A 14707-nucleotide genomic window follows, 5' to 3' on the forward strand; every position below is an offset into this window, starting at 1 on the left:
GAACGAGCCGGGAAAGGGACGAACCCCGCCGGTTGGGGGGTTCGGCGGGGTTCGTCGGGCATCCCGATCGGGGGAATGGGACACCAGACGTCGGCGGGGATCATCCGGACGCCGATGGGGGGATCGCGTCCGGGCCATCGCCGACGACGGATTCACTCTAGACCGAGTGATCTGCATGAGCAAGCGGGTCCACGCAATTTCATGATCGGAGCGTCACAGCGGTCACTGCTTGATGTCGGAGGGGTGCTTGGCCAGCGGCACCACGGTGATGTCCATGTACGGGAACAGCGGCAGGTTCTGCAGGATCTCGTGCAGCTCGTCGTGCGAGTCGACGTCGAAGACGGAGTAGTTGGCGTACTCGCCGACCACCCGCCAGATCTCGGGCCACTTGCCCGCCCGCTGCACCTCCTGGGAGTAGGCCTTCTCGGTGGCCCTCAGCTCCGCGGCCTCCTCGGCGGGCAGCTCCGGGGGCAGGTCGATGTCCATGTGGACCAGGTACTTCACGGTGACGTCCTTCCGTTGCGGGTGGGTGCGGGGTCCAGCGGCCGGCGCGGGGATCAGGGCACGGCGCCCTCCGGGGCGACGACGAGGTCCAGGAAGTTGTGCAGCAGCGCGGAGCGGTCTCCCCGGCGCCAGGCGACGGCGAGCTCGATCCGGGGCGAGTGCTCGATGTCGCGGTAGAGCACGCCCTCCAGCTGGAACGCGCGCACGGTCGCGGGGACCACGGCCACGCCGCCCCCGGCCGCCACGAAGGACAGCAGCGTGGCGGTCTCCGCCGCGACCTGGGCGATCCGGGGCCGGAAGCCCGCCTGCCGGCACAGGTCGGCGACGGTGCGGTAGAGCACCGAGTCCGGAGGGTAGGTGATGAACTCCTGGTCGTGCAGCTCGTGCAGGGCCAGGGGCCGGTCCCCCGCGAGGGCGCTGAAGGAGGGCAGCGCCACCACGAGCGGCTCCCGCGAGACGGTCCGGTAGTCGAGGTCCGGGGAGGCCACCGGCGGGCGCAGCAGGGCCGCGTCGAGCGTGTGCTCCCGCAGCCCGACCTCCATGGCGGGGGTCAGCATCTCGCCGTGCAGGCTCAGCGACAGGCCGGGCATGGCCTCCTTGGCGCGCCGGACGATCCCGGGCATGAACCCGTAGGTCGCCGATCCGGAGAAGCCCACCCGCAGCACGCCCGTGGCCCCCTGCCCCACCTGGTACACGTCGGCCCGGAGCGCCTCGAGATCGTTGACGATCCGCCGCCCCCGGTCCAGGAGCACCTGGCCGGCCGCGGTCAGGTCCACCCGGCGGGTGGTGCGGTCCAGCAGGCGCACGCCGAGCTGCTCCTCGAGCTGGCGGATCTGCTGGGACAGGGGCGGCTGGGCCATGTGCAGGCGCTTGGCGGCCCGGCCGAAGTGGCGCTCCTCGGCGACGGCGATGAAGTAGTTGAGCTGCCGGATCTCCATCGTGAGCGCCCGTCCTCCCGGTCCGCACGGCGGTCCTCGTCGGCCACCGGCTGCTTGTTGGTCCACAGGCTACCTCCGGGCAGATCGATCCGGGTGCGGTGCGGACCGGAGCGTGGCGCAGCGGGCCGTGACCGGAGCGGGCAGAGGTGGTGCAATGGGACCCATGCGCACCGACATCCCCGCCGACCGGCGCGGCTCCTTCGCCCGGGCGGTGAAGGCCCTGGTCGTCCCCCGCCCGATCGCGTGGGTGAGCTCGCTCTCGGCCGCGGGCCTCGACAACCTGGCCCCGCACTCGTTCTTCACGGTCGCCTCGCTCACGCCGACGATCGTGCAGTTCGTCTCCAACGGGGAGAAGGACAGCCTGCGCAACATCCGGCGCACGGGCGAGTTCGTCGTGAACCTCGCCCCTGCGCAGCTGTTCGCGCAGATCAACGCGACGGGCACCGACTACCCCGCGGAGATCAGCGAGTTCGACGCCGTGGGGCTGACCCGGGAGCCCTCCCTCACCGTGGCCGCCCCGCGGGTCGCGGAGTCGCCGGCGGCCATCGAGTGCCGGCTCCACCGGGAGCCGATGCCGATCGGCGACAGCTTCCTCGTGTTCGGGGAGGTGACCCACGTGGCCGTGGACACGGCCGCGATGGGCGAGCGGGGCCCCCTGGTGGAGGCCCTGCGGCCCATCGCCCGGCTCGGCTACGACGAGTGGGCGGAGCTGGGGCGCGTGCGCACCGTCCGGCGGGTCCCGTACCGCGACGCCGTCCCGGAGGCCGACCTGCCCTGAGCGGGCCCGCCCGGGCTCAGACCCGGACGCCCGTCTCCTGGAGCTGCTCGCGCACCTTGCGGCGCAGCGTCTTGCCGAGCATCGTGCGGGGGAGGTCCTCGACGGCCACGATCCGCCGCGGCACCTTGTAGCGGGTGACCTCCGCGTAGCAGTGCTCCCGCAGCGCCTGCTCGTCCAGGCGGGCGCCCGGCGCCAGGACGACGGCGGCGACCACGACCTCGTTGCCGCGCGGGTCGGGCAGGCCGACCACCGCGGCGTCCTCGACGTCGTCGTGGAGCCTCAGGGCGTTCTCCACCTCGGTGGGGGCCACGTTGAACCCGCCCGTGATGACGACCTCCTTGATCCGGTCGACGACCCGCAGGAACCCGTCCTCGTCCACGGCGACGATGTCCCCGGTGCGCAGCCAGCCGTCCTCCACGAGGGTCCGGGCGGTCTCGTCGGGGCGCTTCCAGTAGCCCTGGAAGACCTGCGGGCCGCGCACCCACAGCTCGCCCTCCTCGCCCGCGGGCACGTCCTCGGAGGTCTCGGGGTCCACCAGCCGGATCTGCGTGGAGGGGAAGGGGATCCCGATGGACCCGGCCCGGCGGGAGTCGTTGAGCGGGTTGCACGCCACGAGCGGGGAGCACTCGGTGAGCCCGTAGCCCTCGATGAGCACGCCGCCGGTGGCGTGCTCCCAGCGCTCGACGAGCGGGACCGGCAGGGTCATGGCGCCGGAGACGGCCACCGTGATGCCGCTGAGGTCCGCGCCGCGCTCCTCGGCCGCGTCGAGCAGCTTCTGGTAGACCGGCGGCACGGCGGGCAGGACCGTGGGCCGTGAGCGCTTCATTGCCTTGAGCACCAGGTCCGTGCTGACGGTGGGGAACAGCACGAGCTTCGCCCCCAGGGACATCGCGAAGGTCACCCCCAGGGTGAGGCCGAACGCGTGGAAGAGGGGCAGCACGCCGTAGACGACCTCGTCCTCGGAGGAGTCGAGCCAGTGCCGGCCCATCGTGGCGTTGGACTCCAGGTTGCGGTGCGTGAGCATCGCGCCCTTGGGCAGCCCGGTCGTGCCGGAGGTGTACTGCAGCAGGGCGAGGTCGCGGGCCGTGGGCCGTGGGTGGTCGACGGCGAGGGGCTCGGCGGACAGCAGCCGCTGCCACGGGACGGTGCCGGGGGCGGGGCCGGTGAGCTGGTCGCGGGACGCCCGGGCCTTCGGCAGCGGCAGGCGCAGGGCCAGGCGCATCGAGCGCGGCATCGCGGCGGTGATGTCCACGGAGACCACGGCGTCGATCTGCAGCTGCGCCGGCAGCGACCGGACGCGGCCGGCGACCTTGTCCCACACGATCGCGACGCGCGCCCCGTGGTCCTCGAACTGGTGGCGCAGCTCCGCGGCGGTGTACAGCGGGTTGTGCTCCACGACGACCGCGCCCAGGCGCAGCACCGCGTAGAACGCGACGACGTGCTGCGGGCAGTTGGGCAGGACGATCGCCACGCGGTCCCCGGCCTGCACGCCCAGCCGGCGCAGTCCCTCCGCGACGCGCTCGACCTGCCGGCCGAGGACGGCGTAGGAGGTGGTCGCCCCGAAGAACTCGAGGGCCGTCCCGGCGCCGTTGCGGGCGACCGAGCGCTCGAGCATGTGCACGAGCGAGGTCTCGGGCAGCTCCAGGTCCACGGGGACCCCGGGGTCGTAGCTGGCGGTCCAGGGGCGGGCGCCGAGGAGGTCGCGCGCGGGTTCAGCAGGCATGGCTCCGACCTTACTCGGCGGCCTCGACCGCTTCCCAGTCCGCTTCGGCCCGGCGCCTCGAGCCCCGTAGACTTCGATGACATGACTCCCTCCTCGACCCCCGGCACGTCATCCTCCTGGGACGACCACGGCGACCCGGTGCCGTGGGCGGACACGGATCCGCACGGCTCCGCCGACGCCACCCGGCCGCTGCCCGCGGTGAGCAGGCTCCCCGCGGCCCCGGCCGCCGGCGACGAGGACTGGAGCTGGTACGACACCGACGACGACGCGCAGCACACCCGGCCGCTGCCGCCGGTCGCCGCGCAGCGCTCCCGGGGCGAGGACCTGCACCCGCGCACCGACCCGACCCCCACGGCGCCCCTGGCCCCGCCGGCCCCGGCGCCGATGCCGCCGCTGTCCTCCGCGCCGCCGGTGTCCCGCGAGCGGGCGGTGCCCGCCGACCACGGGATGCCGGCCCACGGGACGCCGGGCTACGGGGTGCAGGGCTACGGGGTGCAGGGCCACGGGACGCCGGGCTACGGGGTGCAGGGCTACGGGGCCACGGGTGCCGGTCCCGTCCCGGGCCTGCCGGTCGACCCCGCCACCCGCTACGCGCGCCAGCGGGAGGAGTTCGGGGGCCTGCAGCTGGTCCCCGGCTTCTTCGGCTGGCTCAGCGCCCTGGCCCTCACCTGGTTGCTGCTGGCCCTGGCGGGACTGGCCGCCTCGGCCGCGGGGCTGCGGCTCGACGACGGGATGGGCGGCGTCGTCGACGAGCTCGCCTCCGGGTCGCCGGCCGCCTGGACGGGCGCTGTCGTGCTCGGCGCCGCCGAGTTCCTCGCGTTCCTGGGCGGCGGCTATGCCGCGGGCCGGATGGCCCGGTTCTCCGGGGCCCGCCAGGGGGTGTCCGTGTGGCTGTGGTCCCTGCTCGGCCGCTCCGTCGCCACCGTGGCCGGCCTCGTGTGGGCGGACACGATCGGCCTCGCGCCCGTGGGGGTCTCCGCCCAGGCGCTGATCGGCGACCTGCTGGCCCCCGGCCTGCTCGCGGTCGCGGCCGTGCTCCTCGTCGACCTGCTGGGCGCGGTGCTCGGCGGGCTGTGGGGCGCCCGGTACCACCGCCGGGTCGACCGCTGGGGGGACACCGGTCGGTAACGTTGTGCCACGAAGGCCGTGTCGGATTCGTCTCCCGCGGCGGCAGGGGTCACAATCGGAGCACCTCGGTGGGTTTTCCGTCACCCCCACGCAGAAACCTGCGGGCCGGCCACCGAGCAGCACCCGGAGGAAGCCCCATGCCGTCCACCCTTGTCGCCGTCGTCGATGACCACGAGGTCGTCCGGGAAGGCGTCCGTCTCGTCTCCATGACCTCCCAGGCCGACGTGAAGCTGGTGGGGTCGGCCTCGACCGTCCCCGACCTGCTCGACCAGCTGGGCCGCGACCCGGAGAACCCTGCCCTCACCGGCCAGGGCGCCAAGCGCATCGAGTGCGAGGTCGTGCTGCTGGACCTCTCCCTCAACGACATGTCCCGCCCCTCGACCAACGTCGAGCTGCTGCGCGCCGCCGGGATGAAGGTGCTGATCTTCAGCATCGGGGAGAACGCCGCCCTGATCCGCGAGGCGCTGCGGGCCGGCGCCCTGGGCCTGGTGCGCAAGTCGGACCCGCTCGAGCACGCCATCGAGGAGGCCCGTAACATCGCCGAGGGCCGGCCGGTGATCACCAAGGAGCTGGCCGCCGCGATCGACGGCGACGTCGAGTTCTCCCGCGCGAATCTCTCGCCGCGCGAGCAGGAGACCCTGCGCCTGTACGCCTCGGGCTTCGCCCAGGTCCAGGTGGCCCGCCGGATGGGGATCAAGCAGAGCGCGGTCAAGACCAACATCGACCGCATCCGGGAGAAGTACGCCCGCATCGGCCGCCCGGCCCCCACGAAGATCGACCTGCGGATCCGCGCGATCGAGGACGGCCTCGTGGAGCCCACGGCGGACATCACCACGGCGGAGAAGCACCTGTGAGCCGCCCCGGCCCCCTGTGAGGAGCCCCGCTCCGTGAGCCCCGCAGCCTCCCGGCCCCCGCTCGCCTACCGGAAGGTCCCGGCCCGCCGCCGCCGCACCGGCCTCCTGGTCCCGGCGACCCCGCAGGAGCTGGGGATGAACTCCTACCGGATCCACCTGCTCGCCAACATCTGCCAGGGGCTCGTCGCCGTCGCCCTGTTCCTGGAGTCCCTCACCATCCTCGAGGACCAGCTGCGGGCGTTCGAGCGGTGGCACCTCGCCTTCCTCCTCGCCCTGCTGCTCGACGCGGGGGTGCTGCTCCTGCAGGGCGCGCGGCAGCGGGTGCGGACGTGGCCGGTCGTGACGGCCCCGCTGCTCGTGGCGCTCGCCGTGCTGGCCCTGCCGCTCGCGTGGACCGGCACCCCGCCGCCCCAGGACCCCTGGGTGGAGCCCTTCATCCTGCTCGCCGCGGCCGCCGTCGCGGTCGTGTGGGGCCCGGAGCTGGCCGTGGGGTACCTGGTGGCGGTGACGGGCGTCTACGTCGCCGTCATGGTCCGCACGGCGGCCGCCCCGGACGTCATGGACGTGCTGTTCGACGCCACGAGCCGGGTCGCCTTCGGGGTGATCATCGTCCTGCTCATCAGTCTCGTCGCCCGGGGCGGGCGGAACGCGGACCGGGTCTACGCCGACGCGATCGCCCAGGAGCTGCAGCTCAACCGCTCCCGCTCCCAGGCCGGGGAGCAGGAGCGGCTGGACCGGCTGATCCACGACAACGTTATGGCCGCCCTCCTGGACGCCGGCCGGGCCCCGGGCCCCGTCCAGCGCGGCACCCGGGTGCTGGCCCAGCGGGCCCTGGACGTCCTCGCGCTCGAGGAGCGCCGCGCCCGGGGCCAGGGCACCACCATGGTGCACGTCCTCCTGGACGACCTGCTGGAGTCCCTGTCCCCGTGGCGCACCCGCGTGCGCTTCAACAGCATCACGCCCTACATCCGGCCCCCGGGCGAGCCCCGCCCGCTCATCCCGACCGAGACCGCGCAGGCGCTCGTGCAGGCCATCACCGAGGCCGTGTCCAACAGCGCCCGCCACTCCGGCACGGACGTCACGTTCGTCACCATGGACGGCGGCATCTGCCCGCCCACCCCCATCAACCCCGAGGGCTTCTACCTGCGCTTCCAGGTCGTGGACCGGGGCCGCGGGTTCCAGGTCCGCAGCATCGACTCCCGCCGGCTGGGGGTGCGCGTGTCCATCCTGGGCAACGTGGAGCAGGTGGGCGGCGCCGTGGACGTGGACGCCGCCCCCGGCCGCGGCACCCGCGTCACCGTCCTCTGGCCCCGGGACGCCCAGCCGTGATCTTCCGGGCCCTCTTCCACCCCCTGACCGTCGTCGCCACGGCCGTCTTCTTCCTCATCCCCGTGGTGCTCGGCGTGCTCCTGACCCGGGAGATGGACAAGCCGGACCTGATGCAGGCCGCGCTCGTCACCTACGTGGTGGCCGTGGCCCTGGTCGTCCACCCGTACGGGCGGCGGCGGCTGCCCGACCTGCCCGTGCTGCTGGCCGTGCTCCTCATGCTGGTGTCGATCCAGCGCTCCTACGACGCCCTGGACCCGCGGGCGGAGCTGTTCGGCGGGCAGTGGTTCACCCTCGGCTTCGACGGGTTCCTGGTGGTGCTGGGCATCCGCCGGCGCGGCGGGTGGGGCTGGGCCACGCTCGTCATCGCGGTGGCGATCTCGATGACGTGGGGCGCCCGTTCCGGTCTCGGGGCGTGGGACGCCGCCCTGAGCAACGCCGCGGCCGCGGCCCTGCTCCTCGCGAGCCAGCTCATCGCCCGGGAGTACGACCGGGCCTCCACCGCCTTCGCCGAGGCCCGGGAGATGGTGATCTCCGCCCGCACGCACGACGAGGCCGAGCGGGACGTCGTCAACGCCTCCGTCCAGCGCGTCCAGGAGGTGCGCCGCCTCGCCGGCGGGCTGCTCGAGCGGATCGCGCACGACGCCTCCCCCGTCACGGACTACGAGATCGACCAGTTCCGGCTCACCGAGGCGCAGCTGCGGGACTCGATCCGCGGCCGCGCGCTGGCCACGTCCTACCTGCTCGAGATCGCCCGGGCGGCCCGGGCCCGGGGGGTCCAGGTGGACATCCTCGACGAGCGCGGCAAGCCCCTGCCCACGGCCGTGCTGCGCGCCGCCACCCGCCAGGCCATGGAGGTGCTCAACGCCGCGACGTCCGGGTCCGTCACGATCCGGGCCTTCCCCGAGGGGGACCCCACGGCGGTGTTCATCGTGCACGACGGCAACACCGCGGACGAGGAGCCCGTGGCCATCGAGATCGCCGACGGCACCGGCGAGGTCTCCCGGTTCTGACGGCGTCCGCACTGCACCGCGGGCCGGTCGCCGCGGCCGGGCCCGCCCCGTCCACAGCGCTCCGCCCCGGCGCCGCCCCGGACCGGGGCCGTCCCTACGGTGGGGCCATGGACAGCCCCGCCGACGGCCACGCGCCGCACCCCGACCCCACGCCCCCGTCCGCGCCACCGGCCCCGCCCGGGGCCGGCCCCGCGGCGGTTCCCGGGAGCACCGCCGCCGCCGACGCCTTCCGCGCCGTGCTCTGCGGCGACGGCCTGCGCCGCTGCCCCTGGGCCGCCACCGGCCCGGAGGTCCTCGAGGAGCACGACCGGCGCTGGGGCACCGCGCCCCGCTCCTCCGCCGGCCTCTTCGAGGCCCTGTGCCTCGAGATCCTCCAGGCCGGCCTGGCCCGCTGGAGCATCGCCCAGCGCCGGGACGGGCTGCACCGGGCGTTCCGGGGCTTCGCCCCGGAGGAGGTCGCCCGGATGACGGAGGACGACGTCGACGAGCTGCTGCTCGATCCCGCGGTGATCTGCAACCGGACCAAGATCGCCGCCGTGGTGCACAACGCCCGCGCGTGCGCCGAGCGGGGCCCGGGCGAGTGGGCCGAGCTTCTCGAGGGCCTGCGGCCGGTCCGCGCGGAGCCGCCGCGCACCGTGCTGGAGCTGCCCGCCCGGTCCCCGGAGGGCGACCGGCTCGCCGCCCGGCTCAAGGAGCGGGGCCTCGTGTTCGTGGGCCCCACGACCGCCCACCAGTTCCTGCTGCGCACCGGGGTGCTCCCGGGACACCTCGCGGAGTGCTTCAGGGCCGGGCCTGGAAGCGCAGGATCCGCCTGATCGCCTCCTCCACCCGGTCGGGCCCCGCCGCGAAGGAGAGCCGGACCGTGCGGTGGCCGCGGGCCGCGTCGAAGTCCAGTCCGGGCACGACCGCCACGGCCTCGGCCTCGAGCAGCCGCCGGCACCACTCCAGCGAGCTGCCGTGGCGCTCGAGCTGCTCCCCGAGCTCGGCGTAGAGGTAGAACGCCCCGTCCGCCGGGGCGGTCTCCCCCCAGCCCAGGGCGGGCAGGGCGTCCAGGAGCAGCCCCCGGGAGCGGGCGAAGCCCTCGACCGCGCGGTCGGCGGCCGCGTAGGACTCCTCAGAGAACGCCTCGACGGCGGCGTGCTGCGCCGCGGCCGGCGGGCAGAGGCTCACGTTGCCGGCGAGCGCGTCGACGGGCGCCACCAGGTCCCGGGGCAGCAGCGCCCAGCCGAGGCGCCACCCGGTCATCCCCCAGTACTTGGAGAACGACGAGATGACCACCGCGTCCCGGTCGTGCTCCCAGGCGCTGGCCCCCCGGTACGGCCGCCCGCCGGGTCGGCCGGCCCCCTCCGGGGCCGCGTGCACGATCCCGTGGTAGATCTCGTCGCTGATCAGCCGGGTCCCGTGCTCGGCGCACCAGCGCGCGAGCGCCGCGAGCTCCTCCGGGGCGAGCAGGGTGCCGGTGGGGTTGGCCGGGCCCGCCACCACGAGGCCGCGCAGCGGTCCGTGCCGGGCGGCCGCGGCGTCGAGCATCGCGGGCGTGGGCTGGAAGCGCGTGGCCGGGCCGCAGTCGAGCTCGACCACGTCCGCGCCGAGGGCGGCCAGGGTGTTGCGGTAGGCCGGGTAGCCGGGCCGGCACACCGCGACCCGGTCCCCCACGTCGAACGCCGCCAGGAAGGTCAGCACCAGCGCCCCGGAGGCCCCCGTGGTGATCGCGACGTCCTCCGGAGAGACCTCGAGGCCGTACCACCGGGCGTAGTGGCCGGCCACGGCCCGGCGCAGCGGCTCGGTGCCGAGGGCCGGGGTGTACCCGAGGCCCTCGTTGCGGGCGTGCACGCGCGCGGCCGCCCGGGCCACGGCCCGGGGCGCTCCGCCGGAGGGCTCGCCCGCGCACAGGGAGACGACGTCCCGGCCCTCGGCCCGGAGGCGCTCGACGGCGGCGAGGATCTCCATCACCCGGAAGGCCGGGACGGCGGAGCGGGTGGAGGGGCGGGGCGGGGCGGGGCGGGGCATGGCCCCAGCCTACGGCCGGGACCCCGGAGGTGATGTCCGTCACGCCAGGTCATGCGCACTTCGGGGGACAGACTTTCGTCCAGGCCTGGGACATACTGGTGCCAGTCCTGGACGTCAGGGGGGCGCGCTGAGGCGGCCGCCGGGCGTGGGGGGACAGGTCGCCGGTGCGAGCACCGGGGGCCGACCGGGTCGGTCGCCACCGCGGCTCGTGTCCCGCGGTGATCCATCGTGAATGAGATGTGTGATTGTGTCTGGGGGGATTTCAATCGCGGATCCGTACCGGTGGGACACCGGGCGCGGGGAACGACCACCCGCCGTCCGTGGAGTGCGGTGCCGGGCCGAGGGCCCGGCGGGGAGAGCCGCAGGCCGCGGAACCGCCCGTCGACGGCGGAGCAGACGGCCCCGTACCTTCCGGTACGGGGCCGTTGCCGTGCCCGGGGCCGCGGCTCAGTCCAGGAGCAGGGCCGGCTCCTCGAGGATCCGGGCGACGTCGGCGATGAAGCGGGCGGCGAGGTCCCCGTCGACCACCCGGTGGTCGAACGATCCGCCCAGGGTGGTCACCCAGCGGGGCACCACGGCGCCGTCCACGACCCACGGCTTCTGCTTGATGCTGCCGAAGGCGACGATGGCCACCTCGCCGGGGTTGATGATCGGGGTCCCCGTGTCCAGGCCGAGGGGCCCGATGTTGGTGATGGTCACGGTCCCGCCCTGCATGTCCGCCGGCTGGGTGCGGCCCGCGCGCGCCGTGCGGGAGAGCTCGTCCAGGGCCACGGCGAGCTCGCGCAGGCTCAGGTCCTGGGCGTCCTTGATGTTGGGCACCATGAGCCCCCGGGGCGTGGCCGCCGCGATGCCGAGGTTGACGAAGTGCTTCACGAGGATCTCCTCGTCCGTCCACGTCGCGTTGACCTGCGGGGTGCGGGCCACCGCCCACATGACCGCCTTCGCCAGGACCAGCAGCGGCGTGACCTTGACCCCCGCGTAGTCCGGGGCGGCCTTGAGCCGCTGGACGAACTCCATGGTCCGTGAGGCGTCGAGGTCCACGAACACCGATGCGTGCGGGGCGCTGAAGGCGCTGCGCACCATGTTCTGCGCGGTGGCCTTGCGCACGCCCTTGACCGGGATCCGCTCGATCCGCCCGTCCTGGCCCGGTGCCGCGGCCGGGCGCCGGGCGCCGGCCTCGCGCAGCCGCGCGGCGTGGGCCAGCAGGTCCTGCTTGGTGATCTGGCCGGCGGCCCCGGTCGCCGGGACGTCGGCGAGGTCGATGCCCAGGTCGCGGGCGGCCTTGCGCACCGGGGGCTTCGCGAGCGCCGGCCGGCGGGGCGGGGTCGCGGCCGGCGGGGTGCCGGGCTCGTCCCCGCGGCCGGGCCGGCGCCAGACCCCGCGGTCCTCGGCGAGGCGTGCCGCGCGGTCGGCGAGGCCCTGCGCCGCGCTGCCGAGGCCGTTGCCCAGGCCGCTGCCGAGACCGTTGCCCAGGCTGCCGCCCAGGGAGCCGCCGAGCCCGCCGACCAGGGCGCCGCGGGAGAGCTTCTCCGTCCACCCCGCCGAGCGGGCGGGCTCCGCGGCGGCCGGCGCGGCGGGGACGGCCTCCGGGGCCGGGGCGCTCCGGCGGCGGCGGCGCACCGGGTCCGCCTTGGGCCCCGAGCCCACGAGCGGACGGGACTCCTCGGCCTGCTCCTCCCGCGCCGGGGCGGACGCGGCTGCCGCCCGCGGACCGGCGGCCGGGGCGGCGCCCGCGGTCTCCCCGGGGGAGGCCACCGCGATGATCGGGGTCCCGACCTCGACGGTGCCGCCCTCGGGCACGAGCAGGTCCAGGACCGTCCCGGCGTACGGGGAGGGCAGCTCGACGACGGACTTCGCCGTCTCGATCTCCACGAGCACCTGGTTGACCGTCACGGTCTCCCCCGGCGCGACCTTCCACGCCAGGATCTCGGCCTCGGTCAGGCCCTCGCCCACGTCGGGCAACTTGAAGATCTGGGGCATGTTTCCACTTCCTCTCTCACGGGCCCCCGCGGCGGCGGCGGCCCGGGCCGGCGACCGGTTCGGCGGTCGCCGGCACGCGTCGGCAGGCGCCGACAGGGCTCGGCAGGGCTCGGCTGGGCTCAGTAGGCGAAGGACCGGTCCAGGGCCTCCAGGATCCGGTCGAGGTCGGGCACGTACTGGTCCTCGACGGCCGCCACGGGGTAGGGCATGTGGAACGCACCGACGCGCAGCACCGGGGCCTCCAGGGAGTAGAACGCCCGCTCGGTGATGCGCGCGGCGATCTCCCCGCCGAGCCCGCCGAAGGTCGGCGCCTCGTGGGCGACGACGAGGCGGCCGGTCCGGCGCACGGAGTCCTCGAGGGTGTCGAAGTCGATGGGCGAGAGCGAGCGCAGGTCGATGACCTCGACGCTGCGCCCGTCCTCCGCGGCGGCCTCCGCCGCGGCGAGGGCGACGGGCACGAGGGGCCCGTAGGCCACGACGGTGGCGTCCTCGCCCGGGCGGACCACCTGGGCGCAGAACGGGTCGGCGGTGGGGCGCTGCGTGTCCACGGCGCCCTTGAGCCAGTAGCGGCGCTTGGGCTCGAAGACGATGACCGGGTCCTCGCACGCGATGGCCTGCTGGGTCATCCAGTACGCGTCCTGGGCGTTGGACGGGGTGACGATGCGCAGCCCGGCCGTGTGGGCGAACAGCGCCTCCGGGGACTCCGAGTGGTGCTCGACGGAGCCGATGACCCCGCCGTAGGGGATGCGGATCGTCACCGGGACGGTGACGTCCCCGCTGGTGCGGTTGCGCATCTTGGCGAGCTGGGTGGTGATCTGGTTGAACGCCGGGAACGAGAAGCCGTCGAACTGGATCTCGCACACGGGCCGGTAGCCGCGCATCGCCAGGCCCACGGCGGTGCCCACGATCCCGGCCTCCCCCAGCGGGGTGTCGAGCACACGGTGGGCCCCGAAGTCCCGCTTCAGCCCCTCGGTGACGCGGTACACCCCGCCCAGGGACCCGATGTCCTCGCCCATGAGCATGACCTTGGGGTTGTCCTCCATCGCCCGGCGCAGGCCGGCGTTGACGGCCTTCGCGAGCGTCAGGGTCGCGACGTCGTTCATGCGAGGTCCTCCTGGGTCCCCGAGGCGGTGCCCTCGGCGGGGTGGTCGGGATCGGCGGCGACGGTCAGGCCCGACGCCTGCGTGCCGCGGTCGGGACCGGCCGGACCGGCCCCGTCGCCGCCCTCCGCGTCGTCGTCCGCGAAACCCGCCTGGTAGGCGGCGTACCAGGCGCGCTCCTCCTCGACGAGGGGGTGCGGCTCGGCGTAGGGCTTGTCGAAGAACTCCTCGAACCGGGGCGGGGACATCGCCAGCACGTGGGCGCGGGCGGCGTCGGCGAACACCTGGGCGTCGGCGGCCACGGCCGCGAAGAAGTCGTCGCCGGTGCCGTGGCACTCCCGCAGGTGCGTCTCGAGGCGCACCAGCGGGTCGAGCTCGGCCCAGCGCCGCTCGTCCTCCCGGTCCCGGTACTTGGTGGGGTCGTCGGCGGTGGTGTGGGCGCCGAGGCGGTAGGTCTCGGCCTCCACGAGCACGGGGCCCTCCCCGCGGCGCGCCTTCTCGAGGGCGTAGCGGGTGACGGCCAGGACGCCGAGGACGTCGTTGCCGTCCACGCGGATCCCCTCGAACCCGTAGCCCGCCGCGCGCTCGGCCAGGGGCACCCGGGACTGGGTGCTGAACGGCACGGAGATCGCCCACTGGTTGTTCTGCACGAAGAAGACGACGGGCGCGTCGTAGGACGCGGCGAAGACCATGCCCTCGTGCACCTCGCCCTGGGTGGAGGTGCCGTCGCCGAAGTACACCAGGGCGGCGCCGGGCGCGGCCTCGCGCCCCTCGGCCTCGGCGGCGCGGCGGTCCAGGTCCATGCCCATGGCGTAGCCGACGGCGTGCGGGACCTGGCAGCCCAGCACGATCGAGTACACGCCCATGTGGTGCTCGCTCGGCTTCCACCCCCCGGCGGCGTGCCCGCGGAAGACGGTGAGGAGCTCGGCGGGGTCGACGCCCCGCTCGATCGCCACCGCGTGCTCCCGGTAGGTCGGGAAGACGTGGTCGTCCGGGAGCACCGCGCGCACGGAGCCCACCTGGGCGGCCTCCTGCCCGCGCATCGGCGCCCACAGCACGAGCTCGCCCTGACGCTGGAGGTTGTGGGCCTCCTCGTCGAAGCGGCGGGCGAGCGCCATCGAGCGGTAGAGCCCGCGCAGCTCCTCCGTCCCGATGTCGCCGACGTGGGGCGAGAAGACGGGGTCCTCGCCGAGACGGCCGTCACGGTCCAGCAGGCGCACCAGGCGGGTGCGCACCTGCGGTGCGGCGGCGGCGCGGCCCGGCGCGTGGGCGGCCGGGGACGATGGGGCGGCATCCATGGTCAGGACGTCCTTTCGGATTGCTCGGCTCGGAGCAGGTCAGGGGCGTGCTCGG

The 14707-nt window shown here is 74.9% G+C and carries 13 protein-coding genes; 6 read left to right on the forward strand and 7 right to left on the reverse strand.

Going from position 1 to position 14707, the window contains the following annotated elements; translation table 11 throughout:
- Positions 1-222: 222 nt before the first annotated feature.
- Together catC and M3185_RS00210 are read right to left on the reverse strand one after the other, a co-directional pair.
- Positions 223-504, reverse strand: a complete 282-nt coding sequence (catC, locus tag M3185_RS00205) for a muconolactone Delta-isomerase (RefSeq protein WP_251331660.1) — start codon at positions 502-504, stop codon at positions 223-225.
- A 53-nt stretch (positions 505-557) separates the two neighbouring features.
- Positions 558-1442 carry a LysR substrate-binding domain-containing protein gene (locus tag M3185_RS00210; RefSeq protein ID WP_251331661.1) on the reverse strand — a complete coding sequence of 295 codons (885 nt, stop codon included), beginning with the start codon at positions 1440-1442 and terminating at the stop codon, positions 558-560.
- 163 nt (positions 1443-1605) lie between these two features.
- Here M3185_RS00210 and M3185_RS00215 point away from each other — a divergent pair, with 163 nt between their 5' ends.
- Entirely contained in the window at positions 1606-2220 is a 615-nt protein-coding gene (locus tag M3185_RS00215) for a flavin reductase family protein (protein ID WP_251331662.1), read from the forward strand.
- Between the two features lie 16 nt (positions 2221-2236).
- Here the strand turns inward: M3185_RS00215 and M3185_RS00220 are convergent, their stop codons facing one another.
- Entirely contained in the window at positions 2237-3943 is a 1707-nt protein-coding gene (locus M3185_RS00220; protein WP_251331663.1) for a long-chain-fatty-acid--CoA ligase, read from the reverse strand.
- 81 nt (positions 3944-4024) lie between these two features.
- Here M3185_RS00220 and M3185_RS00225 point away from each other — a divergent pair, with 81 nt between their 5' ends.
- The 5 genes from M3185_RS00225 to M3185_RS00245 all read left to right on the forward strand — a co-directional run bounded on the left by M3185_RS00225 (position 4025) and on the right by M3185_RS00245 (position 9079).
- A complete protein-coding gene (locus M3185_RS00225; RefSeq protein ID WP_251331664.1) occupies positions 4025-5071 on the forward strand; it encodes a hypothetical protein in 1047 nt (348 codons plus the stop codon).
- 137 nt (positions 5072-5208) lie between these two features.
- Positions 5209-5925 carry a LuxR C-terminal-related transcriptional regulator gene (locus tag M3185_RS00230; protein WP_251331665.1) on the forward strand — a complete coding sequence of 239 codons (717 nt, stop codon included), beginning with the start codon at positions 5209-5211 and terminating at the stop codon, positions 5923-5925.
- A 33-nt stretch (positions 5926-5958) separates the two neighbouring features.
- Entirely contained in the window at positions 5959-7254 is a 1296-nt protein-coding gene (locus M3185_RS17275) for a sensor histidine kinase (RefSeq protein WP_308222157.1), read from the forward strand.
- Positions 7251-8264: a hypothetical protein gene (locus M3185_RS00240; RefSeq protein WP_251331865.1), complete on the forward strand. Its 1014-nt coding sequence runs from the start codon at positions 7251-7253 to the stop codon at positions 8262-8264. Before M3185_RS17275 ends, M3185_RS00240 begins: the two co-directional genes overlap by 4 nt.
- Positions 8265-8371: 107 nt before the next feature.
- Positions 8372-9079 (forward strand): DNA-3-methyladenine glycosylase I, encoded by a 708-nt coding sequence (locus tag M3185_RS00245; protein ID WP_251331666.1) that lies wholly within the window; start codon positions 8372-8374, stop codon positions 9077-9079.
- On the opposite strand, the gene M3185_RS00250 is transcribed toward M3185_RS00245, so the two are convergent.
- The 4 genes from M3185_RS00250 to M3185_RS00265 all read right to left on the reverse strand — a co-directional run bounded on the left by M3185_RS00250 (position 9045) and on the right by M3185_RS00265 (position 14652).
- On the reverse strand, positions 9045-10274 hold the full coding sequence (locus M3185_RS00250) for an aminotransferase class I/II-fold pyridoxal phosphate-dependent enzyme (protein ID WP_251331667.1): 1230 nt from the start codon (positions 10272-10274) through the stop codon (positions 9045-9047). The genes M3185_RS00245 and M3185_RS00250 overlap by 35 nt on opposite strands.
- A gap of 447 nt (positions 10275-10721) precedes the next feature.
- On the reverse strand, positions 10722-12254 hold the full coding sequence (locus M3185_RS00255) for a dihydrolipoamide acetyltransferase family protein (RefSeq protein ID WP_251331668.1): 1533 nt from the start codon (positions 12252-12254) through the stop codon (positions 10722-10724).
- A gap of 119 nt (positions 12255-12373) precedes the next feature.
- Entirely contained in the window at positions 12374-13357 is a 984-nt protein-coding gene (locus tag M3185_RS00260) for an alpha-ketoacid dehydrogenase subunit beta (protein WP_251331669.1), read from the reverse strand.
- Positions 13354-14652: a thiamine pyrophosphate-dependent enzyme gene (locus M3185_RS00265; RefSeq protein WP_251331670.1), complete on the reverse strand. Its 1299-nt coding sequence runs from the start codon at positions 14650-14652 to the stop codon at positions 13354-13356. Before M3185_RS00265 ends, M3185_RS00260 begins: the two co-directional genes overlap by 4 nt.
- Between the last annotated feature and the right edge of the window lie 55 nt (positions 14653-14707).

Source organism: Kocuria rosea (assembly GCF_023715525.1).
Classification (GTDB): Bacteria; Actinomycetota; Actinomycetes; order Actinomycetales; family Micrococcaceae; genus Kocuria; species Kocuria rosea_A.